The 22,844-nt window shown below is 56.5% G+C and carries 23 protein-coding genes, 1 tRNA gene and 2 pseudogenes; 13 read left to right on the top strand and 13 right to left on the bottom strand.

Annotated features, from left to right (window positions below; all coding sequences use genetic code 11):
* The first annotated feature begins 13 nt into the window (after positions 1 to 13).
* The 3 genes from upp to ASD07_RS05155 all read left to right on the top strand — a co-directional run bounded on the left by upp (position 14) and on the right by ASD07_RS05155 (position 1,427).
* Entirely contained in the window at positions 14 to 664 is a 651-nt protein-coding gene (gene upp, locus ASD07_RS05165) for a uracil phosphoribosyltransferase (protein WP_055926344.1), read from the top strand.
* Between the two features lie 5 nt (positions 665 to 669).
* A complete protein-coding gene (locus tag ASD07_RS05160; protein WP_055926341.1) occupies positions 670 to 1,023 on the top strand; it encodes an Hpt domain-containing protein in 354 nt (117 codons plus the stop codon).
* A 200-nt stretch (positions 1,024 to 1,223) separates the two neighbouring features.
* Positions 1,224 to 1,427 carry a cold-shock protein gene (locus ASD07_RS05155; protein ID WP_028102570.1) on the top strand — a complete coding sequence of 68 codons (204 nt, stop codon included), beginning with the start codon at positions 1,224 to 1,226 and terminating at the stop codon, positions 1,425 to 1,427.
* Positions 1,428 to 1,537: 110 nt separating this feature from the next.
* Here ASD07_RS05155 and ASD07_RS05150 read toward each other — a convergent pair whose 3' ends face one another.
* Positions 1,538 to 2,443 (bottom strand): LysR family transcriptional regulator, encoded by a 906-nt coding sequence (locus ASD07_RS05150; RefSeq protein ID WP_055926339.1) that lies wholly within the window; start codon positions 2,441 to 2,443, stop codon positions 1,538 to 1,540.
* A gap of 124 nt (positions 2,444 to 2,567) precedes the next feature.
* Between ASD07_RS05150 and aceB the strand changes: the two genes are divergently transcribed.
* Positions 2,568 to 4,157, top strand: a complete 1,590-nt coding sequence (gene aceB / locus ASD07_RS05145) for a malate synthase A (protein ID WP_055926336.1) — start codon at positions 2,568 to 2,570, stop codon at positions 4,155 to 4,157.
* A 105-nt stretch (positions 4,158 to 4,262) separates the two neighbouring features.
* On the opposite strand, the gene ASD07_RS05140 is transcribed toward aceB, so the two are convergent.
* Together ASD07_RS05140 and gloB are read right to left on the bottom strand one after the other, a co-directional pair.
* Complete coding sequence (locus tag ASD07_RS05140; RefSeq protein WP_055926334.1) at positions 4,263 to 4,913, bottom strand: 2-hydroxychromene-2-carboxylate isomerase; 651 nt, start codon at positions 4,911 to 4,913, stop codon at positions 4,263 to 4,265.
* A gap of 13 nt (positions 4,914 to 4,926) precedes the next feature.
* Positions 4,927 to 5,712: a hydroxyacylglutathione hydrolase gene (gloB, locus tag ASD07_RS05135; protein WP_055926331.1), complete on the bottom strand. Its 786-nt coding sequence runs from the start codon at positions 5,710 to 5,712 to the stop codon at positions 4,927 to 4,929.
* A 20-nt stretch (positions 5,713 to 5,732) separates the two neighbouring features.
* Between gloB and ASD07_RS05130 the strand changes: the two genes are divergently transcribed.
* The 5 genes and pseudogenes from ASD07_RS05130 to ASD07_RS05110 all read left to right on the top strand — a co-directional run.
* Positions 5,733 to 6,512, top strand: a complete 780-nt coding sequence (locus tag ASD07_RS05130) for a class I SAM-dependent methyltransferase (RefSeq protein ID WP_055926328.1) — start codon at positions 5,733 to 5,735, stop codon at positions 6,510 to 6,512.
* A complete protein-coding gene (gene rnhA / locus ASD07_RS05125) occupies positions 6,505 to 6,945 on the top strand; it encodes a ribonuclease HI (RefSeq protein WP_055926325.1) in 441 nt (146 codons plus the stop codon). The genes ASD07_RS05130 and rnhA overlap by 8 nt, the downstream gene beginning before the upstream one ends.
* A gap of 45 nt (positions 6,946 to 6,990) precedes the next feature.
* A complete protein-coding gene (gene dnaQ, locus ASD07_RS05120; protein WP_055926322.1) occupies positions 6,991 to 7,692 on the top strand; it encodes a DNA polymerase III subunit epsilon in 702 nt (233 codons plus the stop codon).
* 12 nt (positions 7,693 to 7,704) lie between these two features.
* A tRNA-Val gene (locus ASD07_RS05115) sits at positions 7,705 to 7,779 on the top strand.
* A gap of 285 nt (positions 7,780 to 8,064) precedes the next feature.
* A pseudogene (locus ASD07_RS05110) lies at positions 8,065 to 8,556 on the top strand (SNF2-related protein); the annotation flags it as partial.
* 206 nt (positions 8,557 to 8,762) lie between these two features.
* On the opposite strand, the gene ASD07_RS05105 reads toward ASD07_RS05110, so the two are convergent.
* The 7 genes from ASD07_RS05105 to ASD07_RS29930 all read right to left on the bottom strand — a co-directional run bounded on the left by ASD07_RS05105 (position 8,763) and on the right by ASD07_RS29930 (position 13,210).
* Positions 8,763 to 9,119 (bottom strand): Lar family restriction alleviation protein, encoded by a 357-nt coding sequence (locus ASD07_RS05105; protein ID WP_055926316.1) that lies wholly within the window; start codon positions 9,117 to 9,119, stop codon positions 8,763 to 8,765.
* Positions 9,120 to 9,130: 11 nt separating this feature from the next.
* Positions 9,131 to 9,310 carry a hypothetical protein gene (locus tag ASD07_RS05100; RefSeq protein WP_055926313.1) on the bottom strand — a complete coding sequence of 60 codons (180 nt, stop codon included), beginning with the start codon at positions 9,308 to 9,310 and terminating at the stop codon, positions 9,131 to 9,133.
* A gap of 22 nt (positions 9,311 to 9,332) precedes the next feature.
* A complete protein-coding gene (locus tag ASD07_RS05095; RefSeq protein WP_055926310.1) occupies positions 9,333 to 9,605 on the bottom strand; it encodes a hypothetical protein in 273 nt (90 codons plus the stop codon).
* Between the two features lie 74 nt (positions 9,606 to 9,679).
* Complete coding sequence (locus ASD07_RS30685; RefSeq protein ID WP_156397880.1) at positions 9,680 to 10,081, bottom strand: hypothetical protein; 402 nt, start codon at positions 10,079 to 10,081, stop codon at positions 9,680 to 9,682.
* A gap of 711 nt (positions 10,082 to 10,792) precedes the next feature.
* On the bottom strand, positions 10,793 to 11,929 hold the full coding sequence (locus ASD07_RS05085; RefSeq protein WP_055926304.1) for a sensor histidine kinase KdpD: 1,137 nt from the start codon (positions 11,927 to 11,929) through the stop codon (positions 10,793 to 10,795).
* Between the two features lie 378 nt (positions 11,930 to 12,307).
* Entirely contained in the window at positions 12,308 to 12,556 is a 249-nt protein-coding gene (locus ASD07_RS05080) for a hypothetical protein (RefSeq protein WP_057245901.1), read from the bottom strand.
* A gap of 498 nt (positions 12,557 to 13,054) precedes the next feature.
* Positions 13,055 to 13,210 carry a hypothetical protein gene (locus ASD07_RS29930; RefSeq protein ID WP_200953761.1) on the bottom strand — a complete coding sequence of 52 codons (156 nt, stop codon included), beginning with the start codon at positions 13,208 to 13,210 and terminating at the stop codon, positions 13,055 to 13,057.
* 473 nt (positions 13,211 to 13,683) lie between these two features.
* Between ASD07_RS29930 and ASD07_RS05075 the strand changes: the two genes are divergently transcribed.
* The gene (locus tag ASD07_RS05075) at positions 13,684 to 14,082 is read left to right on the top strand and encodes a hypothetical protein (RefSeq protein WP_055926299.1); all 399 of its coding nucleotides are present in this window, start codon (positions 13,684 to 13,686) and stop codon (positions 14,080 to 14,082) included.
* 117 nt (positions 14,083 to 14,199) lie between these two features.
* Here ASD07_RS05075 and ASD07_RS05070 read toward each other — a convergent pair whose 3' ends face one another.
* From ASD07_RS05070 to ASD07_RS05060, 3 genes are read right to left on the bottom strand one after another with little or no spacing between them, the layout of a single operon-like run.
* Entirely contained in the window at positions 14,200 to 15,522 is a 1,323-nt protein-coding gene (locus ASD07_RS05070) for a T6SS immunity protein Tli4 family protein (RefSeq protein ID WP_055926295.1), read from the bottom strand.
* Positions 15,523 to 15,568: 46 nt separating this feature from the next.
* Positions 15,569 to 17,263, bottom strand: a complete 1,695-nt coding sequence (locus ASD07_RS05065) for a triacylglycerol lipase (protein WP_055926292.1) — start codon at positions 17,261 to 17,263, stop codon at positions 15,569 to 15,571.
* 3 nt (positions 17,264 to 17,266) lie between these two features.
* The gene (locus ASD07_RS05060) at positions 17,267 to 20,017 is read right to left on the bottom strand and encodes a type VI secretion system Vgr family protein (protein WP_082507140.1); all 2,751 of its coding nucleotides are present in this window, start codon (positions 20,015 to 20,017) and stop codon (positions 17,267 to 17,269) included.
* Between the two features lie 211 nt (positions 20,018 to 20,228).
* Between ASD07_RS05060 and ASD07_RS05055 the strand changes: the two genes are divergently transcribed.
* The 3 genes and pseudogenes from ASD07_RS05055 to ASD07_RS05045 form a co-directional block, all read left to right on the top strand.
* A complete protein-coding gene (locus ASD07_RS05055; protein WP_055926286.1) occupies positions 20,229 to 20,771 on the top strand; it encodes a hypothetical protein in 543 nt (180 codons plus the stop codon).
* Between the two features lie 405 nt (positions 20,772 to 21,176).
* A complete protein-coding gene (locus tag ASD07_RS30680) occupies positions 21,177 to 22,448 on the top strand; it encodes a DUF6531 domain-containing protein (RefSeq protein WP_156397879.1) in 1,272 nt (423 codons plus the stop codon).
* 209 nt (positions 22,449 to 22,657) lie between these two features.
* Positions 22,658 to 22,844, top strand: a pseudogene (locus ASD07_RS05045) (hypothetical protein); the annotation flags it as partial.

The following is a 22,844-nucleotide window of genomic DNA, read 5'->3' as shown; positions in this document are numbered from 1 at the left end:
ATTCCTGAATAACATGAAACAAGATCCGCGCTTTCCCAACCTGTTCATTACCGACCACCCGCTGATCCAGCACAAGCTGAGCCATATGCGCGACAAGGCAACGTCGACGCGCACCTTCCGCGAGCTGCTGAAAGAAATCACGCTGCTGATGGGTTACGAGATCACCCGTGACCTGCCGCTGACCACGCGCGAAATCGAAACCCCGCTGGAAACCATCCAGGCCCCGGTGATCGCCGGCCGCAAACTGGCCGTGGTACCGATCCTGCGCGCCGGCGTAGGCATGAGCGACGGCCTGCTGAACCTGGTGCCATCGGCACGCGTCGGCCACATCGGCGTGTTCCGCGACCCGGAAACCCACCAGCCGGTGGAATACCTGGTGCGACTGCCGGACCTGGTCGACCGTACTTTCATCTTGTGCGACCCGATGGTGGCGACCGGTAATTCGGCTGTGCACGCGGTGGATGTGCTGAAAAAGCGCGGCGTTCCCGACGAGCAGATCATCTTCCTGGCCCTGGTGGCGGCACCGGAAGGTATCGAAGTGTTCCAGAAATCCCACCCGAACGTGAAGATCTTCTGCGCGTCGCTGGATTCCCACCTCAACGAACACGCCTATATCATTCCAGGCCTGGGCGACGCGGGCGACCGCATTTTCGGTACCAAATAAGAGCCATGGCGACGCCGGCCGATCCCGAATTCCACGACCGGCTGCAAGCCCTGCGCGACAAGTACGCCGCCAGCGTTCCCGAGCGCATGGCGGCCATCCGTAATGCCCTGGTGCTTTGCCAGGGCAGCCTGGTTCCAGCCCATATCGAGCAATTGCACCACGCACTGCACAGTGTGGCCGGCTCTGCCGGATCGTTTGGCTTGGCTGCGCTAGGCGATGAAGCGCGCCGTATTGAACAGATGGTGCGCGGCGTGATGGAATCCGGTGCGCCATGGCTCGGCATCGAAGCCGCCACTCATGCATTGTTGCAATGGGCCGACAAGGATTTTGGCGCAGGGCAAATTGCTGCGCACGATTGATATTTATCAAACAAGATTGATAAATCTTGTCTATAGTTAGTCATACATGTTCGGGACCTGTTGGCACGATGTGAATTAATTTTGCGCACTGCGTGCTTTTAGCAGGTATTTCGGTATAATGGCGGATCGTTTAGATTCAGGTGACTGGGTTCAAACGGTATCACGGGCGTAAAGCTCATTTAACTGTAATAGGAATTGTAATGGCAACTGGTATCGTAAAATGGTTCAACGACGCAAAGGGTTTTGGCTTCATTACCCCTGATGAAGGCGGCGAAGATCTGTTTGCTCACTTCTCGGCTATCCAAAGCAACGGCTTCAAGTCGCTGCAGGAAAACCAACGCGTGTCCTTCGACGTGACCTCCGGCCCAAAAGGCAAGCAGGCGTCGAACATCCAGCCTCTGTAATCGAGACGGATCAAAACGATAAAAAATCCTCCAATTCGGAGGATTTTTTTTCGTCACTACACTTGGGCCCGTGTCACGTTTGGGGTGTGACCCCATGGTGTGACACGGTCTCAGCCTTTGCGCCAATAGCCCGGCTGGGCGTATGTATGGCGCAGGAAGTCGACGAAAGCGCGGATGCGGAACGGCAGGTGGCGCCGTTGTGCGAATACGGCGTAAATGTCGTTGCCAGGCGCCGAAAATTCGTTGAGCACGGATTTTAGTCGGCCTGCTTCGATATCGGCGCCAACTTCCCACATCGAGCGCCAGGCCAGGCCTTTGCCGGCCAATACCCAGTCGTGCAGCACGGCGCCGTCGTTGCAACTCATATTTCCCGCAATTTTCAGCGTCACGTTTTTATCGCCTTGACGGAAGGTCCAGCCGCGCTGGCTGCCTTCGCTGCTGATGGTCATGCAGTTGTGCTTAGCGAGATCCTCCAGCGTTTTGGGCACGCCGTGCCGTTTCAGATAGGCCGGGGTGCCGACTACCACGCGGTGGTTATCAGCCAGCTTCACGCTCACCAGGTTCGAGTCCGACATCGAGGCGATGCGTATCGCCACGTCCACGCCTTCGCCAATCAGGTCCACCACCCGGTCATTCAGGTTCAACGTCACCGCCACGTCACGGTGTTCCGCTAAAAAGGAGGGGACCAGGGGGGCGACGTGCAGACGCCCAAACCCTGCCGGCGCGGAAATCATCAGGTGTCCCGTGGCGCGCGCGCTACGTTCCGCGACGGCCGCTTCGGCGCTTTCGAGTTCGACCAGGATGCGTTGGCAATCCTCAAGGAAGGCAGCGCCTTCGTCCGTCAGCGCCAGCTTGCGCGTGGTACGCTGGAGCAGTTTGACGCCAAGCCGCTGCTCCAGCGCGTCCAGGCGGCGCCCAATAACGGCGGGCGCTATGCCTTCCGCGCGAGCCGCGGCCGACAGGCTGCCACGGTTAACCACTTCTACAAAGGTGGAGATTTGCCTGAACTGACCCATAAGACCTCATTTATGACTAAAAAGCACAGATGAAGTGCGTTTTAGTCTTGTTTCTCTATGTTTTTAGTCAATATACTGGAAAACATCGAATCACAACACTAATCATCAATCACGGAGAAAGACTATGAGCATCACTCTGCCAGCAGGTATGCAAATCACAGGTGAAATCAAGCCAGGTTTCGAACGCGTGCTGACCCCGGAGGCACTGGCCCTGGTGGCCAAGCTGAGCCGCGAATTCGAGCCGCGCCGCCAGGAATTGCTGGCCAAGCGCGTTGAGCGCGCCAAGCGCCTCGATGCCGGCGAGCGCCCGGACTTCCTGGCCGAAACCGCCCATATCCGCAATGGCGACTGGAAGATCGCTCCGATTCCTAAGGCCCTGGAATGCCGCCGCGTGGAAATCACCGGCCCGGTCGACCGCAAGATGGTCATCAACGCGCTCAACTCCGGCGCTGACTCCTACATGACCGACTTCGAAGATTCGAACTCGCCGAACTGGGATAACCAGATCTCCGGCCAGGTCAATATGCAGGACGCGGTGCGCAAGACCATCACGCTGGAACAGAACGGCAAATCCTACAAGCTGAATGAAAAGACCGCCACCCTGGTGGTGCGTCCACGTGGCTGGCACCTCGACGAAAAACATGTGACCGTCGACGGCAAGCGTGTTTCGGGCGGCATCTTCGACTTCGCCCTGTTCATGGTCCATAACGCGAAAGAGCAGCTGGCGCGCGGCGCCGGCCCATACTTCTACCTGCCGAAGATGGAATCGCACCTGGAAGCCCGCCTGTGGAACGACATCTTCGTAATGACCCAGAATGAACTGGGCCTGCCACAAGGCACCATCAAAGCGACCGTGTTGATCGAAACCATCCTGGCGGCCTTCGAGATGGACGAAATCCTGTACGAGCTGCGTGAACACAGCTCCGGCCTGAACGCCGGCCGTTGGGACTACATCTTCAGCTGCATCAAGAAATTCAAGCTGGACAAGGACTTCTGCCTGGCCGACCGCGCCAAAGTCACCATGACTGCGCCGTTCATGCGCGCTTACGCACTGCTGCTGTTGAAGACCTGCCACAAGCGCAATGCACCAGCAATCGGCGGCATGGCTGCGCTGATCCCGATCAAGAACGATCCGGAAAAGAACGAAGTGGCGATGGGCGGTGTGCGCAACGACAAGGCGCGCGATGCGACCGACGGCTACGACGGCGGCTGGGTGGCTCACCCGGGCCTGGTGGAACTGGCCATGGGCGAGTTCAAGAAAGTGCTGGGCGATGCGCCGAACCAGATTTCCAAACAGCGCCCGGACGTGGAAGTCACCTCCGCCGAACTGCTGGACTTCAAGCCGGAAGCGCCGATCACGGAGGCTGGCCTGCGCTACAACATCAACGTCGGCATCCACTACCTGGGTAGCTGGCTGAATGGTAACGGCTGCGTGCCGATCCATAACCTGATGGAAGATGCTGCGACCGCGGAAATCTCGCGCTCGCAAGTATGGCAGTGGATCCGTTCGTCGAAGGGCGTGCTGGAAGACGGCAGCAAGGTGACGGCGGACATGGTGCGTGCGATGATTCCCGAGGAATTGGCGAAGGTGAAAACCACCGCTCCGGATGGCTCCACCCCAGCCTACGATCGCGCGGCACAGATCTTCGAGAAGATGTCGACTTCGGAAGCGTTTGAAGAATTCCTGACGCTGCCGCTGTACGAAGAAATCTGAACCGGTAAACCAGGGTCAGACCCGAGGGTCTGACCCTGTCTGCCCGCAGGCCAGCGACGTCGGTTGTGCGCACTCGGGGTCTGACCCTTTGGGTCAGACCCAGGTTTAGCGGTTTTGACGAGTAGCTAGAGGCGCCCTGTCAAGAAACTCCTGCAAGCGCGCCTCATCGATACGATGGCCCGCAATCCGGTGCAGCAAGCTGTCGACGCGATCCGCCCCCCAGAACAGCTCCCCCTCAAAAACAAAACTCGGCACACCAAAAATGCCATCATTGATGGCCTGCTCGGTCGCCCGCGCCAGTTCCGCCTTCACCTCCGGCGTCCCAGCAGCAGCAACCAACGTATCCGCATCCAGTCCGCAATCGCGCGCCACCCGCGCCAACACTGCGAAATCCTGCGCATCCTGCCCCAGTTCCCAGGTCGCCGCCATCACCGCAGTCACAAACGCAATCCGCTCCGCACGACCGCTAATCGCAGTCGCCATCCGCAGCATTGGCAGGGGATTGAAGGGGTGCCCCGGCGGCCCCGCAAACTCCAGCCCCTGCGCAGACGCCTGCCGCATCACATCGCGGAAAGTCAGCACCCGTTTCGCCGGCACTTCCGCCGGCCCCACCAAGCCATGCTTGTTCAGCATCGCTGCAAACAAAACAGGCACCATTTCAACCTGCACGCCAGCCGCCTCGATGCGGGCAATCTGCTTGGTTGCCAGCCACACGAAAGGGCTGATGGGATCAACATACATGCGGACGGTTTGCATAAATCTCCTCAGGTCAGAAGTTATTTTTCCACTCCCTTAGCGCCGCGAAGACGGCAACCGGTGGCTCGCCGCCGCGCAGTTTACCGGCCTCGCGCAGCTGGGCAGCGATTTCAGGCTCACGATAACGCAGGAAAGGGTTGGTGGCGCGTTCCAGGCCAATGGTGCTTGGTACGGTCGGCTGGCCGCGCTCGCGTGTCGCAGTATCGACCGCCACCCGGGCACCCAGGGCTGGATTCCCCGGTTCCACCGCACTGGCGAAACGCAGGTTGGACAGCGTGTATTCATGGGCGCAGAACACCTTGGTCGCATCCGGCAGCGCCGCCAGCTTGCCGAGAGAGCTGACCATCTGCTCCGGAGTGCCCTCGAACAGTCGTCCGCAACCGCCAGCGAACAGGGTATCGCCGCAAAATACCCAAGGCTCAGCGCCATCCCGGACATAAGCAATATGGCCGAGGGTGTGGCCCGGCACGTCCAGCACCCTGAATGACAGGTCCAGCCCCGGCACCTCTAGATGGTCGCCTTCACCCAGCGGAACGGTCACTGCTGCGATACCATCATGGCGAGGACCGAAAACGGGCACCCGGAAATGGGCCAAAAGCCCCGGCACGCCCCCAATATGGTCAGCATGGTGATGGGTGAGTAGAATGGCGGTAAGTGTCAGGCCATGCTGCTGCAGGGCGGCAAGAATCGGCGCCGCATCGCCGGGATCAATTGCCGCAGCATTGCGGCCATCGTGGACCAGCCACAAGTAGTTATCCTTGAAGGCGGGCACGGTCAGGACAGAAACAGGTTTGCTCATGGGCTCAGTAAAGGGAATGCATGGATAGCGCAACATCCGACGAATCCATTATAGCGTTCGACAAATGGCTGGAAACACCGCCGGGTGCATACGTGCGCGCCTGGGAGCAGGCATGCCTGGACAAGATGGTGGCGGATATCTTCGGCTTCAATGCCGTGCAGATTGGGATGCCGCAAATCGACGCCCTGGCCGCCAACCGCATGCCGCACCAGTGGCTGGCCGACATCCGCCTGCACCCGCGTCATTCCGGCGCCGGCCGCGCGGTCGCGGTCACACTGGACAGCGTGGAACTGCCATTCGCCACCAACAGCATGGACCTGGTGGTGCTGCCGCACGTGCTGGAATTCTCCGCCGAACCGCACCAGGTGCTGCGCGAAGTGGAAAGGGTGCTGATTCCCGAAGGCCAGGTCATCGTTTGCGGCTTCAATCCCGCCAGCCTGTGGGGATTGCGCCAGTTGAGCGGCCGCCTGACCGGATCGCACTACCTGCCGAAAGCAGGTGAGTTCATCTCCATGCCGCGTATTAAGGACTGGTTAAAATTGCTGAATATGGGCGTCAGCCATACGCACCTGGGTTGCTACGCTCCGGCATGCCGCACCGACCGCTGGCTGGCACGCTACAACTTCATGGACCGCGCCGGCCCCAATTACTGGCCGTATTTCGGTGCGGTCTATATGGTGCAGGCGATCAAGCGCGTGAAAGGCATGCGCCTGATCGGACCGGCCTGGAAACAGAAAACGGCCAAGGCAGGTGTACCTGTCCCGGCCACCAACAAACACAAAGAAAGACTCGATGGATAAAGTAGAGATTTACACCGACGGCGCATGCAAGGGCAATCCCGGCACCGGCGGCTGGGGCGCATTGATGATCGCGGGCGACGCAAAGAAAGAACTGTTCGGCGGCGAGCTGAATACCACCAATAACCGCATGGAGCTGACCGCGGTGATCGAATCGCTGAAAGCCCTCAAACGCCCCTGCGAAGTAGTGCTGCACACCGATAGCCAGTACGTCCAGAAGGGCATCAGCGAATGGATTCACGGCTGGAAGGCGCGAGGCTGGAAGACTTCGACCAAGGAGCCGGTCAAGAACGCCGACCTGTGGCAAGCGCTGGACGCCGCGCAAGCCTTACACACCGTCGATTGGCGCTGGGTGCGCGGCCACAACGGCCATCCAGGCAACGAGCGCGCCGACCAACTGGCCAACATGGGCGTGGAAACGGTCCGTCGCAAATAAGGCCTGCTATACTTCGCCGCTTGCTACGAACATATTCGTGAATTTATGCGTCAAATCGTCCTCGATACCGAAACTACCGGCATTAACCCGAAACAGGGTAACCGAATCATTGAAATTGGCTGCGTTGAGCTGTTTGAACGCAAACTGACCGGGAATAACTTCCACGTCTACATCAATCCTGAGCGTGATTCGGAAGAGGGCGCATTGGCGGTGCACGGATTGACCACCGAATTCCTGCGCGATAAACCGCGCTTCCATGAAGTGGTGGAGGATCTGCGCACTTATATCCAGGGTGCGGAAGTCATCATTCACAATGCACCGTTTGACTTGGGCTTTTTGAACCACGAGTTCAATATGCTCAAGCTTCCGACCTTCGATTCCCACATCGGCGGTGTGATTGACACCCTGGTGCAGGCGAAGGAGATGCGCCCAGGTAAACGTAACTCGCTGGATGCGCTGTGCGAACACTTCGGCATCTCCAACGCCCACCGCAAGCTGCACGGCGCACTGCTGGATGCCGAGTTGCTGGCCGATGTTTATCTGGCCATGACCCGTGGCCAGAACAGCCTGGGCATGGACATCGTCATCGAAGAAACCGGCAGCGGCATTGCCATGGCGGAAATTGCCTTGGCTGAAGTCATCGTGTTGCGCGCCAGCGAAACGGAAGAGGCGGAGCACAACGCACTGCTGGACGGTCTGGACAAGGCAGTCAAGGGAACTTGTGTTTGGCGCAACCCTAGTCTATAATAGCGCCACTTCGGGAGGTTAGCTCAGGGGTAGAGCACTGCATTCACACTGCAGGGGTCGCAAGTTCGAAACTTGCACTTCCCACCAAGAATACTCAAACAAATCAAAGGCTTGCGAATTCATGTCGCAGGCCTTTTTTGTTTGGTGTGGAAAAAGTGTGGAAACCTGATTCCAAGGCAGTAGGCGGCGCTGTTTTAGTGTCGTTTAGGCAACTGAACTTGCGCCTAGTTGCTCTGATCGCCACATGTAACTAAAAGTTCATCCTAGCTAACTCTGATGCTGGTCAGAAAGCGCTGCATATGGGAAAATTGGACAGAGTGGCAACAAGTATCGAACAGCGGAGGACCTTTGAGCCAGGTTGACGGATCACGCATTACACCGCATCAACGTAAATATTTGGCCTGGCTGCTGACAAGGCGCGCAGCTGGCGACACAGTGGAATCGCTTGCGACAACGCTGGTCGACTCACAGGTTGATCTTAATCCTCATCAAGTTGAAGCCGCGCTGTTCGCATGCCGCAATCCTTTGTCACGCGGGGTGATTCTTGCTGACGAAGTCGGGCTAGGCAAGACGATTGAAGCCGGTCTCGTCATTACACAACGGTGGGCGGAGCGGCGCCGTAAGATTCTCATCGTTGTTCCAGCGAATCTTCGAAAACAGTGGCATCAGGAACTGCAAGAGAAATTTGGTCTCCGGGGCCTGATATTAGAAGCGAAGAACTTTGCCGCCATCCGGAAGCAAGGCGGAGGAAATCCGTTCCACTTCGAGGACGGTCCGCTCATTTGTTCCTATCAGTTTGCCAAATCCAAGGCAAACGACATCAAAGCAATTGCATGGGATCTCGTCGTACTGGACGAAGCGCACATGCGCCCTTTCCCATCCGAGCAGATGAGGTCTTGGGAAATTCCGGTACCACCGCGCACCAAAAAGGCCGAGGAAGGCCTTTCCCCATGAGTGCAGCGGATAGTCTCATGTGTACTCTTTCCTGTCGGCCAGCTCCATAACGAACCGCTCAATTCACATGCCCGTCGTCCGAGCCGTGGCGGTACAGGTGTGCGTATTTCTCGATTTTAGGTGCGGGCACCACCCGCTGCGGTAAGTTGAATAAACTGGAAAATGCGCTGTGCCGCATCCACATGGCCGGCGTCTACCAGCAGCTTCCATGCGATGCGAAGGTCTGAATGAATTTGCGGCGGGAGAGTGGCCGGCGAGGCCCGCCGGGCGTTCCATTTTGCAGCGGCTCCTTCTTTGCTTTCGTCTCCTTCCGTGTCTACGTGGACCGCGCAAGTATTGCCGATGCAGCCCGCCAGCCAGGCGTTCACCGGTTCTTCGATGCCGTTCCGAAAATTACCTTGGGCCTCCCGATAGAAACCCGCTGGACCACCGCAAAATGGGCATGAGGCCAGCATAGGGTCGAATTCGAGCATGAGCTTCCTCCTTAATTCCGCCCAAGGCGGGTATTCGGTGCATATTGTGTTTCGCACTGTGCATCGAACAATAGGCCGAGAACGATGCTGCCGTATCCTGCTTGCTTGCACAGCTCTCGGTCCCGCTGGAGCGCTTTGAGGGCATCCTTAAGTGCTTCGTTTTCTGCTACCTCTTTGTCGTTGATGCTCACGGCGTTTTTCCATCGAGGTTAGTTACGCAGTAAGGCGCTTCTGCTGAGTCTCGTTACTAACGCATTTTAGCCACTTGCCTTTCAAAGTGACCTCGACCTTGTCACCAGGTGCTGTGAGCGCAGGGAGTTCGATCACGCGCTCGTACTCGCCAAACATGGCCCCGCCCTGCAGTACAATGGGCGTCGCTTCACCGTGGAGAAGAAGTACATACCGGCCCGAATTTTCACCCGTGTAAGCGAAGCCGATGCGCTCAACGGTTCCGGAATGTTGCGTTTCTTGCCGCGATCCAAACATGTGATATTTTCCTTAGGCCCGGCATGCGGGCCGTGCGGTTCAGGTGCGGCGCCGCCAGGGCGCAGGTGATTTTCCTAACTGTTCAATGTTGCCGTCAAGGCGGCAACCGATGGATGTCTAGCGAGTCGTGGATTCTTTTGAACCAGTTCGAGTACAGCAGCTTTCGCGCCCGCGAGTTCGCACTCGCAGCGTGATAGGAGTTCGACGGTGGCTGCATGGGAACCTCCGCAAAGCTTTCGACTAACGCTGTCACGAATCTCTTGCGTGCGCTTCAATTCGTGGATGGCGTCGCTCACTTCCTGCCTCTCCAGCAGGCGGAAATAAGCCTCGTCCTCAGCGCGTTTGGCTCGTTCCGGGTTCCATGGCGCGCGATCTGACGCTTGACGCCGTGCTCGGCTCTTACGCGGCGCCGCAGTGGATTCCTGCTGCTGTTCCGCCGCCGAATTTTCTTCGTCAGTGATATGTATCGTTGACATGTGTTATTTTCCTGGTTACTTCCGGCGGAAGAAGAGGTGGTAAGCAACGAACAGCGCGATGATGATCGGAACTGCCAACGTCCAAAAACCAAAGCTCATTTGTGCCGTAGCCGAGCTGTTCTCGATACCAGGAAAAATCACTGTTTACCTCAACCAGAGTGTGACACTGGCCGAGCGGACTCCCCATGCCAAGCGCCGATAGGCAAGGTCTGGATCGATGTCCTGTCCCATTCGAAGGAGCAATCATGTGAGGACGCGATTCGTGCTATCGTGATTTAGTCGAAACCACTTGGTGCATTGCCATGTCATTCTCCCCAGAGCGTCGGCATGAGTGCGTGAAGGCAACGGTCATCGATCATGCCATTGATCTGGTCTGCACGCATGGCTTGTCTTTTGCAGAAACATATCTTCATAACCAGAGATTGCGTAACGAGACGATCGCACGTGTCCTGTCTGCCTCCCAGGACCAGCACCGCAAGCACGAATGTGCCAGCCCGCATCATGAGTTACCATATGCATCAGAGTCGCAGGACACCAGCAATACGCCTGCCCGACAGCTGAGTTATAGTTCGCGCCCAAAACTTGGGCATCTGCGTTGATGTGGCGAGCGCCTGGCTGACTAAGAAATCAATGTAACACGACGCTTTCGGAACAATACGTCATCCGTCGAGCGCAACCCACGCCCCCAGCTGGCGAATAAAGTGTCGTCGGCTATTTCAAGGTGACCGGCATGGCATGGCGTGGGAGCGTAATGGTAAATACACAGCCAACATCAGGCATATCACGAACGCTGAGGCGACCTCCATTTTCGACGACAAACTGTTGAGCGATGGTCAGCCCCAACCCAAGACCCGAGCGGTCCGCGCCGCCTTGCACAAATGGCTGGAACATCCGATTGGCTAAGTCGGCGCCAAGTCCGCCGCAATGGTCAGCAACCTCGATCAGCACACTGTCATCGACGGCGTGACATACCATCGTTACCTCAGTGTGCAAGTGCGTGAATTTGAAGGCATTCTGCAGTAAGTTGACGACTGCAGCCAGAAGCATCGGCCGATTCCCCTGGATGGCCAATCGTGGATCTACTGGCAAAATGTTCAGTCGGCACTCTTTCGCAACTGCCGCCAGTGCGGACGTCGCTTCGACCTCAGCGGCAAACTCGGCAAGGGATATGAGATTCCCTATGCCCAGTTGGTGTCCATGACGTACCAGCGATACGGTGCCATTAATCATGCTTCCTAAGCCATCTAAGCTTCGCTCTAATATAGCCCCTGTGGCACCTCCCAGGCTGAGATTGCCGGTCTTGCAGGCTGAATACGCCAACTTGGCAGTACCAAGCAAGTTGCGTAACTCATGGACAAAGAAGCCCATCCGTTTGTTCTCTTCGGCATCGTGCCGGTCTGACTCAATAAAATCGTGTTTAAAACTAAACGCGGTCACCGCATAGGCAATGGCGTTGTCAAGACAGCGATTCAAGGTCCGGAACTCATCGACGGAAAAAGGAGCGTCACGCTCGACCGCCAGATCGGTTATCGCCTGGCACAAATCGCCGTAGTTGTGAACGACTTCATCCACCGTAAATCCCAGGGCAAGCATGTCTTCGCCATGAAGTGTTGCGGATACCCCTACCTCGCCGTTGCCGACCCCGCTATCCTGGATAATGGAAATAAATCGACCTTCGAGGACCTGATTCAATTGTTCCGACAGCAGGATGCGGATCAGCTGCTCAAGAAATATCGGCACGCCATTCTGCAATTGCTCGGCAGTCGCGAAGTGCTCCCGTTTGGCAACTTTTGCCCGACAACGAGCGATGAGCTCGCAGCGATTATGCGTAAGGAATTCGTGCAGCATGGCAAATTTCCTCTCTGCTTCAGCAGCGCCTTATCGAATTTTGAGGACCGGGCCAGTGGACACCTAACTTAGCCGAATCATGACCCCTGAAATCTAAAGTTGCCTCCGTACTTTCATTATAGATAGGAAATTTGGCGATATTGCGTCGCCATGTCTGGCCCCGAGCGAGCGAAGTGCAAGGCCATTGGCCGGCAGCGTGCAGATGGTGATGGCCAGCAGGTCGCAATCCACGTCGTTCACCGCGAGAGAATTTTTCGCAGTGCATGGACAAATTGAAGAAGACGGTTGGGTGTGGATCAAGTCGGACAGAATTATGGCGGTCGTATTTGATCGGACAGCGACCCGTTGGACTGGGCCTGAAACGGTTTGCTAAGGAGGTTATTGCGTCCGCCATGCGAGAACATATTCCAGTGCCAGCGAGCGCGCCTCGATGATCGCCCCTCGTGCATCGTGAAAGGTCGGTGTAGTTAAGGTCTCGATCGGGGGAAGGCCCCTCTCTGAAGGGGCGCTGATCCAAACTAACTGTGCCTGAAATCCATCGGCCACTGCTTCAACGAATAATTTGTAAGTATAGCCGTCGATGGCATGGATCTCGTCTGCCAGAGTAGGAGGGCATTCTTGTTGCATTGGACCTCCATCGTCGAGAGATGGCTGCATATAACTTTCATCTTAGTATGTTTTTTCGGTCGAGTATTGGCAGATATCGCAAATGATGCAGGCAAACGACATTGAGCAAGGGCAGGGAGCGCGAGCTAGGCAATGAAAATGGCCCGCTAATGCGGGCCAACCCGACGATGGGCAAATCGATCAAGAATCCCGGCGGGATCTCCAAACGTTTGGTATGTGGAGGTAGAACTCCTTCTGAACCAGACAAAAGTCGGTAATCTTTGCTTTGAACTTACACTTAATATGTAAGGCCGAACGTGCTGAATTTCACATTTGGGCGTTGATTAGGCGGACAAATTTTCCGCTGGCTATCACGGGAACCGTGAAAGAAGAGCACGACGGCGTCACGCGTTAGGCAAAGCGCCGCGATTGGGTCAGTGTGTACAGTTCATCGAAAAGGCTCATGGGTTCCTCCTGTCGTGATCCATGACTCCATGCTATGGCCGCAAACCGGTTCGTCTAGTGGACTGCTTGCGTTGCTGAGAAGGCCGCATCGACGGCGTATTGGTCGAGATCAATGACAGCGTCCGCCATTTCACTCAGCTCCTGTGTGTGCGAAATGAAGTACTCCTGGCGGTAGCCCCCGATGCGGAGTACCTCGCGCTTCATGGCCATGAACTGGCGCTTATGCTGTGCATCGAAGGTGCCATCGGCTTCATCGGAAAACAGGGTGCTGGAGCGTCGGCTGAGCGTGGCGCCAGAGACGTCTTTCGGTTCGAGAATACTGGCTGCGTTGTCACGGCGTCCGATGGAAAAGTATTGAAGCGAAGCGAACTACACCAGCGAGAGAATATTGTCATTCCCATAGGTTCAACGCTAACAGCTGCATGCTTGAATCCGACGTAGTAAAGTCGGCGGTCATTGATCGGGCGCATAGTTCGGGAAGGACGGAAGTGGTGAAGAAGGTCGGAGTTCCCCACATCGATGCGTACGGAACTGACCCTTTTGTGAACCTACAGCAATCGAAATGTACTGGATTCCAAACAGCGATACTGGCTGTACATGTGTTCCTCTTTCCGTTCCTGTGCCGATACCTGGGTCCTGGCGATGCGGAGTAAGAGCTAGCCCCAAGAAATAAGGTGCCGTTCATGAATATTTCGCTGACGATCATTTGTACCATCGCCGTTGCACTCGCAACAGCGATTGCGTTCTTAGCCCAAGACGATGTGAAGAATGGCGTGATCTTTCCTTGGCAGTTCATCGCTTCTTGTGTGATCGGCTTCCTGATCACGCATGGGGAGTATTACGTGCCAACGTTTGCATGGATGTACGGCCATTTGGCGGATGACGGGATCGCGGGAGGGTTTCTGAGTGCATGCGTGGCCGCTCTCGCCGAAATCTGCGTGGCCAGTCTCCCTATGTTGGCAGGGATCGCACTGCATGTTTTTCTGTCTGCTTGGGACGAGCGCTTCCCGCTGACGACATATACTAGGCTGTCAAGGCGCGACTGGTTGGTTTCGTTCTTACGCGGTTTCGCTATCCGTTAGGGAGATAAGCCCTTCGAAAGGCGCAAGTAGCTCAGCACACAATTCACAGTTTGTTGCGCATAACTACGGTGCCGCCGTGGGAAGTGGGGTCATTTAGGCGAACGACATTAGGCATGCTCAAGTCTCTTTCGATAGCATGCCGCGATCGTCCAGTAACGTTGGTGCCTCCAGGCTGCTTGGGACTTCGGCATATTTCACCAGTCGCCAGACGGTATTGGTGTCGATTTGGGCGTTGGCGCCCTTTAAACGTTCGATGAAAGACAGGTCACGCTGGATGACTGCGGGAGGCATTGTTTCGCCTTGCTGGAAGAGACGGGGGCTACCATGCACGTCACGATCGGGGCATTGCCAATACCCGGTCTGCGGGCAAACCACTCCGGTTCGCGCAAGTTCACCTAGCGGTACCGGACTGCCGGAATCAGCCCGCGGTGATGGCTTTTCGCCTGGACTGCCTTTGCCTTCATCTGTTGGCCGAAGACGCAGCGAATTCAGGATCCTTTCCCACAGATCGAGCATTTTCTCGTCAGTTAGGCTAATCGGCTGAGGGTCCAATCCACCGTCGGAATTACCTGATTGAAGGTCGATGCGTATCTGGGGATGAAGCTCATCGCCTTGCAATCCCGGCGCTTCCCAAGTGAACAGGTGGGCCTGCTGGCCATGGTCATTTGGAGCTTTCATTAGCCATTCTTGGCCAGGATTCCCAGCAACCGTTCGGTTACCTTCTTTGATATTGCGAACTCCACCGAGGGTCGCACCTAGAATTCCTAAGGCGCTGAAAACGCTTGGCTTGCGAGATAACAATGATTCAGGCGGAGCTCCAGCGTTGAGATTAGTGGAAAGGTCAACGACGATGTCGCGGTGCTGCTTGAGCCGAAATCGGATGTTCAGACTCTCGTTCCCGCTCGTGCCGCCATCAGCGAAGACTGCTTGCTCAACGCAAAAGCCAGGTACCGAAGGTGCGTCCAATCCCCTTGCCTGAAGCTTGGAGACCATAGTTCCCATCCGAACAACGGCATTTTCCATCCTACCCGGATCGGCTCCTTTATGAAGCAGGTATCGCTGGCCGCTAAGCCAGCGATAAGCGGCAATATCTACGGCGATATGCTGATAGTCACTGTCCCAATAGCCGAAAACACGGGTGTTCTCGTCTGGCGCGGTGCTTTTCAACAGAAGTGAGGACCCTGACTTATGCTTGGTATCCTTGAGTCGCTTTTCAAATGAACTGACTTCTTGATTGAACTCGTCGAACCCCATAGGCTTGCGTTCAAGAGTCGCAAAGGCATAGTCATAACTTCCGCCAACATAGTCCGCTTCTGCGGGAAGATCGATTAGAAATCGGCCAATGCAGTGCGTGGTCCAGCTATCTTTTTTTGTTGTGTCCATCATTTGATCCTTGCGAAGTCCAATCGGGGCGGCGCTCACTTGTGCAGTCACGACCATTAGCAGTATCGTTGTTGCAATCCGTTGGCCTAACTTTTCTCCTGCTCTAAGCATTATTAACCTCGTCTAAGATCCCGGAGTTCAGCGTCAGTTTGACGATCGAATATAGCGTTAGGCCTGCTGTTAGGTCGTTGCTGTAGCTGCCTTGATGGTCATAACTTACGTGGCCTTTCCGCTTACCCTCGTGCCGGAAAATTTGTCTCACGAATGGCTTAGGCGCCTGGCCGGATAGTTCAGGCACGGTGCCATCGCCAGGTATGTCGGGACCTGCAATTTCCAGTGCACATATCTGCTCGCCAAATTTCACTTTCACCGCACCATTCAAATCATCGTGGATCAACTCACCTTGCACGAAGTCGGGAACGGCGGTTTTGGCTGCCCAGCGTACTTCGCCCCACGCCGATTGGGCGGTGTCCGCTGCATAGTATGCATGACAGTTTTCGTGGTATTGCCCTTTTATCCGTTTATGAAACTCTTGCGCGACAAGCAGCGCTTTCGAATAGTTTGCAAAGTCGGGGTCCGCGTAGTCCGCGTCTGTCGTGGAGGAAGTGCTCTGATTGCGTTCAGTGGAGCGGTCTTCGTTTAAAGGGTTGATTAATTCCGATTTGACTAGGCGCCACCAATCGGCCTTGTTCAGATAAACCTGATCGTATGGATCGCCCTGCCCAAGGAAGGACGTTACCTCGTTCTCGGGAATCTTTTCTCTGCTGTAGTGCGCTCGCAGCCAATGTTGGGCGCCACCAGGCAGCTTTGCCTGATACTCTGCAGTCGGGAGCAACTCCATTGGGCCAGGAGCTTGCGTCAAGACCGCTGTGGCTTCCGCGGCATTGCGGCCCAGGAGAACTTGTTCAACGCCTTCAAAACCCGCGCGCATACGTTTGTAAGTTGCAGGTGCGCCGATGGCGGGCATGACACCGTGTAGGACACCCAATACCTTGTCGCTTTTGCCTTGCAACTGCGTGCACGCCCGCGCCACCAAACCACCCATGGAATGGGTGATTAGGATTACCTTCTCGCAGTCCTTGTTCAACGTGCTTTTGTAGAAGTCTGTAATTGCGTCGATTTTCTCGACCAGTCGAAGGACGGAGACGTTGTTCGATTGCAGCCAGTTATAGCCAACGGCGTGCACAGGATACGCAGCGTTGGCAAATCTCTTCAAGTCGTCGGGCGTGATTTCCTCGAACGACTTTTCCGCACCGAACTGATGGATTTTTTGCTGCTCCAGAACCAGCTGTACCCAGGCATCATCGGGAGTGCCGTCGATCTTCAATATGTCGTGCAAACGCTCCTGAAGGGTATTCAGGATACGTCCGTAACTGTCGCGATGGAGTTCTCCCCATCCGAACAGGCGTGCCAACTTCTCAGGATCGAGGTCCGGCGCCCCCTTTAATTGCTTCTCAACCTTGCTGGTTAGGCCGACAGGACCGTCAGCATCGACCTCGACCCGATCTGGATGCAGGACCTTCTTCCTGGCAGCAGCGTCTTTGCCCAGGTATTGGATAACTTGGACGAGACCTGCCAGTTTGCCATTTGGTGGCCGCCACGCATGCCCCTTTCCATTTTTCACGCGAAGGTTTGTTCCCATGATTCCGGGAATAAAGACGATCGGGATGATGCGTTTTGGGTAGAGTTTGACAAGTGCGCGCACAGGAAAGCCTTCCGGGGACAGCACGGACTTCGCGCGCACAGTCTGGCCATCGTACTCAGATCGGACTTCTCGTGTTGGTGTGTTCTCTGTCATTTCTCAGTTCGTTGATTTGGCGTCGTCAAGGACTTCAATGTCGGCGATGAGCATTTCTTCCTCTTTACTCAGCTCCGTCTCGCCTTCGGCATTGGTTTTTCCGCTGATGACATTGCCGTTGTTCAGTTTGATGATGTAAGACGCGCCTTTTACCGGCGCGTTACTGCCGATGTAGCGGACGATGAATTTTTCGTCAGCTTTGACGGTGCTCTTCGGGAGATTCAGGGCTTGGGGAGTGGCGTCGCCAGGCCCACTATGCGCGAACGTGGCAGACTTGACTGTGTAAGCACCACTGAGCTGGTGGGTGAGGGCGCCGCCTCCATATGCTGACTGCGCACCCTGGCTGACGATGCGGACCTTCGGCGCCTGGATCACGATCTCTTCAGCGGCCGACAGCACGATCTTTTTTGCCGAGGTCAGTTCAATATCGTCCTGGTGGGTCTGCATTTCGATCTTGCCTGCGGCGGCAATCAGCTTCATGCCCAGTTTATGCGCGAACACGCTCACGCTTTGGCCGGCACGAAGCAGCAAATTGCGGCCCGCCGAAGCCTGCGTATTTCCGACGCTCACCACGTCCACGTGCGTTTGGGCGCCGATGACGATGTTGTCGGAACTACCCAGGATTGCGCCGGCCGGCGCGTTCACCGCGACGATGGGCAGACCGCCGGCGGGATCGCCCTTTCCGCCGTCGGTATTGCTGCCTTTTTCCCATTGCTTCAGGTGGCCAATCAGCTGCGCCAAGGGCTTGCCATCGCCTTCATCGGCGTGATGCGTGCCGGCCAGTTCGGCCAGTTGCTGCTGAATGCTCTGCAAGGCGTCCGCCAAGCCGGTCAGTCCATCGCGTTCCAGCTGGCGGCCGGCAGCGCGCAAGTGCGCATCGGCGCTGATGTAGACACCTTGCGCCCCTTTGATTGCGACGGCGTGGTCGCTGCGCAGCTCCGCGCCTTCACCGCGCGGGCGGCCCTCGCCGTTGTAGCGCGGATCGGTCAGGTAGCCGAGATTCAGTTCGCTATGCCCGTGCTCACTCGCGAGCTGCGCGCTGATCTGGCCGGGCGTGTCGTCAACACGCAGCTGGTTGTAACGCGCACCCTGGACCTCTTTGCTTTTGATCCCGGAAACGTAGCGGTTTCCGGGCAGCCCTCCAGCGTGGCTGAAGGTCGGCGGTGGTGTGGTCCCGCCATGCACGCGGCCGGTGATGATCGGTTTGTCTGGATCGCCGCCCAAGAAGGTGACGATGCATTCATCCCCGGCGCGCGGCAGAGAGATTGTGCCCCACTGGCGGCTGGCCCATGTGCCGGCAACGCGCACCCATGCCGAATCGCGGTCGCTGCCAGAAGCGCCTGCGCCGGTGGCATGGTCTTCCTGCCGATAGGCCGGGAAGCGGATCTTCACCCGTCCTAATTCGTCGCAATGCACCTCCTCGCCGGGCGGGCCGACCACGATCACGCTCTGCGCCTCGGTCCGCGGCAGGTCGATGCGCGGATCGTAGGCCGGAACGATGGCGGTGCCGCGCCGCACGCAAGTGAAGTGATTCGTATAGCGCACGCCGCGTTCCTCGCTGGCCTGTTCCAATGCGCCATGCCAGCGGTTTACGGCGAACAGACGGCGCGCCTTGTCGTTCAGGGCCTTGGGCAGGTTGTTTGCCGCATCGATGTGCAACTCGGTGATGATGAACTCGCGTTCTTCGGAAGGGTGGGCATCGATCACGGCATGCCCGGTCACCGCAATCCATTGGCCGATGCACAAGTCGCGCACGCCGCTCTCGCCCCGATAGCATTTCGACTCGTACTCGTGGCGCAGCATCCGGAGGGTACCGAGGCTCCTGTAGTCGGCACTGGTATCGCCGGCATGCGGCACGTCCACCAGGTAGTCGGCCAGCATTGCCGCAAGTTGGTCTCCCCATTCGCCCTGGTTGTTGCGTCCTGACTCGTCGCTTACCGACATCTGGCCGCCGGCATAGTCCCAGCTCTGACGGCTGATCTTTCCAGGCCGCAGTGAGCGCACAGCATGCCAGGCAGTGATGCTGTCGCGGGCTTCGGTGCCGTCGTCGCGATGGTAGCGCACCGTGCCGGCGGCATTCTTCTCCAGCGACGTCGCGTCGTCGAACAAGACCAGCGAATGCGCCGGAACGCCGCCATTACAGTCGCCGCTCGCCTTGCCGGGACGGATGAACCACGCGATGCCGCGCCGCTTCCAGAGGCGCCGCAAGAATTGTGCGTCCGATTCGTTGTACTGCATGGTGAATTCGCGCGGTGGGTAGTCGCGCAACTGGCCGAGGTCGAATTCGAAAGCACGGGCCATCATGGGCGTGCGCTGGCACCATTCGCTTAGAAGCATCTGGGTAATGTCGATCTCGCTGGCGTTGCGAAATACACGCGTGTTCGTACGCAGTTCCATGATTGCCAGCGCGTCGCGGATGACCAACTGGTAGGTGGCAAGGCCACCATCGCTTTGACCTTCGACGGCTTCGGCGACAATGCCGCACACGGAGCGCAAGTCGCCACTGTCGGTGACGAACTGGACTTCGGCTGGCAGGGCGATGAACTGCTTGGTCGGCAGGCCGGCCTTCATGGAGACGCAAAGCAGCCTGTATTCGATGCCGCCGCAGACGGTTTCCGAACCGCTTACGTGTTTGACCAGCAGGAGATCGTCCTGTGTGTCCGACAAGCGCAAACGGATCGGCCGGCTGGTACCGGCCAACGATCCGAGCGGCAGCAACCCCGCGAGCGAGTTTGGCAAACTGTTCAGTTTCATGGGCAAAAATCCTGGCGAAGCGCTGGAGTGCGGGAAACGCAGCAAGTTGCTAGTCACTCAAGCGTACAAAAAAAGCAATACATTATAAATGGACTAATGTTTCTTAGATTCGCAACTTTTCAATCGTGCGCGCCTGTTTATCGGCGACGCTTCAATCCCCGCTGGGTATGGTATTGTTGGCTGATTGCCAACCTTTTTTGGTGTGCCTGGGATGAGCGACAGTGTGGATTGGATTGTGGTGTTGGATGTGTCGCTGGAAGAGGCTGCGACCTTGGCGGACCAGGTCATAAATTGGTTCGTGCAGGAGAAGATCATCCTGCCGGATGCGGTGGCTTCCTCGCGTGGCAACAAGATGTGGAGTCGTGCCTGGGCCCACAAATGGGATGCCGACCTGACTTTTCAGACGAGGCCCGCGCAGTGCGGGCTGGAGATTGCGATTGGCCGCCGCGTGTTCGACGCCGGGGGGCAAGGCATTGACGCGCTGGTGTGTCCCGCATGCGGAACGCGTCACGAACCCGACATCCTTCCGTGGAGTGACGCTGTAGGTGCATGGCACGCAGGGGATGACCAGAGCGCGATGAAGTGTCCAGCATGTGGCGTTGAACAATGCATTGGGGCGTGGCATTTCGATGTTCCGTGGGCACTCGGAAATTTGGGTTTCGGCTTCTGGAACTGGACGATCAAAGAGCGGTTGGTCCAAGAGGTCGCGTCACTCATCGGGCGTCGCTGCCGCCTTGTAAGACAGCACCTTTAGAGTCGCGCGATGCCAAGGCCTTTTGAATCGCTTCGAATTCATCTTACAAGGCAGATTTGTCAGCACTCCTGTAGTTCGGCGCCAAGGAGCTAGAACTCCAAGGCTTTCCCATCTCTATTCTGGAACCTCGCTGAATTCCGTACTTTGAGCACTCAAGTTGAGGATTAACAGCCTTCAAGCCGAGGCACGGACACTGTCGCATCAAATCCACAATGTCGAGTTGACCATTTCTGCAGTAACCCCTTGTCACCGAGCACCCGTCACTCAATTCTCCGAGAGGATGTTGAAAATAACTCGGCAGCTGTGATTATTGGTGAGAATCCCCATGTTTTTGCTGTCTATTCTAAATGTAGTTGCTGAGCCGAATCACCGTATCTGCTGAATCTATTCATGTGTGGAGAGCTTATGCGTGCCGAAAAAATCTATATGCAGGCGCTGATTCGTATCGCCAAAAGATTGGCAATTTGTGTTGTGAGTTTAATCGCCGTCGGACAAAACGCATTCGCACAGTTGCCGGAAGGAACGCTAGGGTGGTGGTATCTGGCACCCGGTAGCGGCAATTACGCTCCTGACCCGGTTACTGCCTGCCAGTTGACGGCGCGTAACCACATGGGAACGGATCTCCTGGAAATGCGCCGACACCCAACACTTGTTTGGTACGACTGCAAATATCCTCATTTTTTAAACGTAGGTGGAGTGAATTGGTACGGATCGACCTACCTTGAGTGTGCATCAGGTTATGTCGTCCGTTGGCCGGGGGTCTGCACCAAAATTACCGAACCACCTTCACCGCTTGCCTGTTCAGCCACCCAGCCAGGATACGTTCAGGGCGATCCTGTAGTTGTGGCGACAGGAGATCAAGTGCGCACAGAATCCGATCCCCTTGGCGTGTCTCAAGATTCACCTCAAATAGCCCGTATTTACCGCTCGACAACCGTGCGGCCAGGCTCACTTGGGGTTGGCTGGTCGTTTGATTTTGACCGTACTTTAGAGACATCGAGCGGTCCAGGAGACGACGCTTTCCAAGTTTACGTACAAGGCGATCACGGAAGCTTTGTTGTGTTCACTCATCGTTCAGATGGGGCTTATGACCAAACAATAAATTCGGGGACCCTCACGCGACCAAATGCTTTGGGTGGTGAATTCGCTCACAGAAATGCATCTGGACGGATAGACTATTTCAATAAGATAACTGGCAGCCGCTATAGGTTGGTGAGCTCCTTCAGCAAGGAGGGGGTAGGGCAATTTTTTACTTATGACGCAAATAACCATTTGCAAACAATTACTGATTCATTCGGAAGGACGTGGCAAGTCGTTTGGAACAACGATTATGTTATTGATTCCATAATCGGACCTGATGTCACCGTGCAGTATCAATACGATCTCTCCGCCATATCACCTGGCACCCTCATCCCCGGAACGGAGCGATTAACCTCGGTTTTGGTGAAAGATGCGATGGGTACGCTGCTAACTACGCGCGTGTATCATTACGAAGATCCAAGAAACCGCTATTTCTTAACTGGCGTTTCGGATGAAAATGCGAATCGTTATGCAACCATCGCTTATGACGATTATGCAAAGACGCTTTCGTCTGAGCACGCAGGCGGCGCGGACCGACATTCCTTTTCCTATCCAAGCGATACGAGCCGAACGGTAACTGACCCGCTTGGAACGTAAGCGTGCAGTCGTTCCACCTGTGAAAGCGTGATTTGCAAAGCCATACTCTGATTTTTACTTTGGAGATGGGGATGTCAAACACTGAACGGGAATTGCTGTGGCGGGAGCGAGTAGCGCGCTGGCGCAAGAGCGGNGTAAGCGTGCAGTCGTTCCACCTGTGAAAGCGTGATTTGCAAAGCCATACTCTGATTTTTACTTTGGAGATGGGGATGTCAAACACTGAACGGGAATTGCTGTGGCGGGAGCGAGTAGCGCGCTGGCGCAAGAGCGGTATGTCGCAGCGAGCATTCGCGCTGGAGGAAGGTTACCCGGTGCGCCAAGTGGGGTATTGGGTTCGCCGTATAAGCAGTGAGGCGCCGCAAGCTTCGGTGATGCCGGTGGTGGTCAAGCAAGCGC

Origin of the sequence: Duganella sp. Root336D2 (genome assembly GCF_001425005.1) — a bacterium.
Lineage (GTDB): Bacteria > Pseudomonadota > Gammaproteobacteria > Burkholderiales > Burkholderiaceae_D > Rugamonas.
This window is presented reverse-complemented; position numbering and strand designations above follow the sequence as displayed.

Coding starts and splice junctions, on each gene's coding strand:
- ASD07_RS05055 (WP_055926286.1), top strand. CDS start 20,229: ATGAGCGACAGTGTGGATTGGATTGTGGTGTTGGATGTGTCGCTGGAA.
- ASD07_RS30680 (WP_156397879.1), top strand. CDS start 21,177: ATGCGTGCCGAAAAAATCTATATGCAGGCGCTGATTCGTATCGCCAAA.
- ASD07_RS30685 (WP_156397880.1), bottom strand. CDS start 10,081: ATGTCAACGATACATATCACTGACGAAGAAAATTCGGCGGCGGAACAG.
- ASD07_RS05150 (WP_055926339.1), bottom strand. CDS start 2,443: ATGGGTCAGTTCAGGCAAATCTCCACCTTTGTAGAAGTGGTTAACCGT.
- ASD07_RS05065 (WP_055926292.1), bottom strand. CDS start 17,263: ATGACAGAGAACACACCAACACGAGAAGTCCGATCTGAGTACGATGGC.
- ASD07_RS05155 (WP_028102570.1), top strand. CDS start 1,224: ATGGCAACTGGTATCGTAAAATGGTTCAACGACGCAAAGGGTTTTGGC.
- ASD07_RS05060 (WP_082507140.1), bottom strand. CDS start 20,017: ATGAAACTGAACAGTTTGCCAAACTCGCTCGCGGGGTTGCTGCCGCTC.
- ASD07_RS29930 (WP_200953761.1), bottom strand. CDS start 13,210: ATGGCCATGAAGCGCGAGGTACTCCGCATCGGGGGCTACCGCCAGGAG.
- ASD07_RS05160 (WP_055926341.1), top strand. CDS start 670: ATGGCGACGCCGGCCGATCCCGAATTCCACGACCGGCTGCAAGCCCTG.
- dnaQ (WP_055926322.1), top strand. CDS start 6,991: ATGCGTCAAATCGTCCTCGATACCGAAACTACCGGCATTAACCCGAAA.
- gloB (WP_055926331.1), bottom strand. CDS start 5,712: ATGAGCAAACCTGTTTCTGTCCTGACCGTGCCCGCCTTCAAGGATAAC.
- ASD07_RS05095 (WP_055926310.1), bottom strand. CDS start 9,605: ATGTTTGGATCGCGGCAAGAAACGCAACATTCCGGAACCGTTGAGCGC.
- rnhA (WP_055926325.1), top strand. CDS start 6,505: ATGGATAAAGTAGAGATTTACACCGACGGCGCATGCAAGGGCAATCCC.
- ASD07_RS05140 (WP_055926334.1), bottom strand. CDS start 4,913: ATGCAAACCGTCCGCATGTATGTTGATCCCATCAGCCCTTTCGTGTGG.
- upp (WP_055926344.1), top strand. CDS start 14: ATGAAACAAGATCCGCGCTTTCCCAACCTGTTCATTACCGACCACCCG.
- ASD07_RS05075 (WP_055926299.1), top strand. CDS start 13,684: ATGAATATTTCGCTGACGATCATTTGTACCATCGCCGTTGCACTCGCA.
- ASD07_RS05130 (WP_055926328.1), top strand. CDS start 5,733: ATGGATAGCGCAACATCCGACGAATCCATTATAGCGTTCGACAAATGG.
- ASD07_RS05105 (WP_055926316.1), bottom strand. CDS start 9,119: ATGCTCGAATTCGACCCTATGCTGGCCTCATGCCCATTTTGCGGTGGT.
- ASD07_RS05080 (WP_057245901.1), bottom strand. CDS start 12,556: ATGCAACAAGAATGCCCTCCTACTCTGGCAGACGAGATCCATGCCATC.
- ASD07_RS05070 (WP_055926295.1), bottom strand. CDS start 15,522: ATGGTCGTGACTGCACAAGTGAGCGCCGCCCCGATTGGACTTCGCAAG.
- ASD07_RS05085 (WP_055926304.1), bottom strand. CDS start 11,929: ATGCTGCACGAATTCCTTACGCATAATCGCTGCGAGCTCATCGCTCGT.
- aceB (WP_055926336.1), top strand. CDS start 2,568: ATGAGCATCACTCTGCCAGCAGGTATGCAAATCACAGGTGAAATCAAG.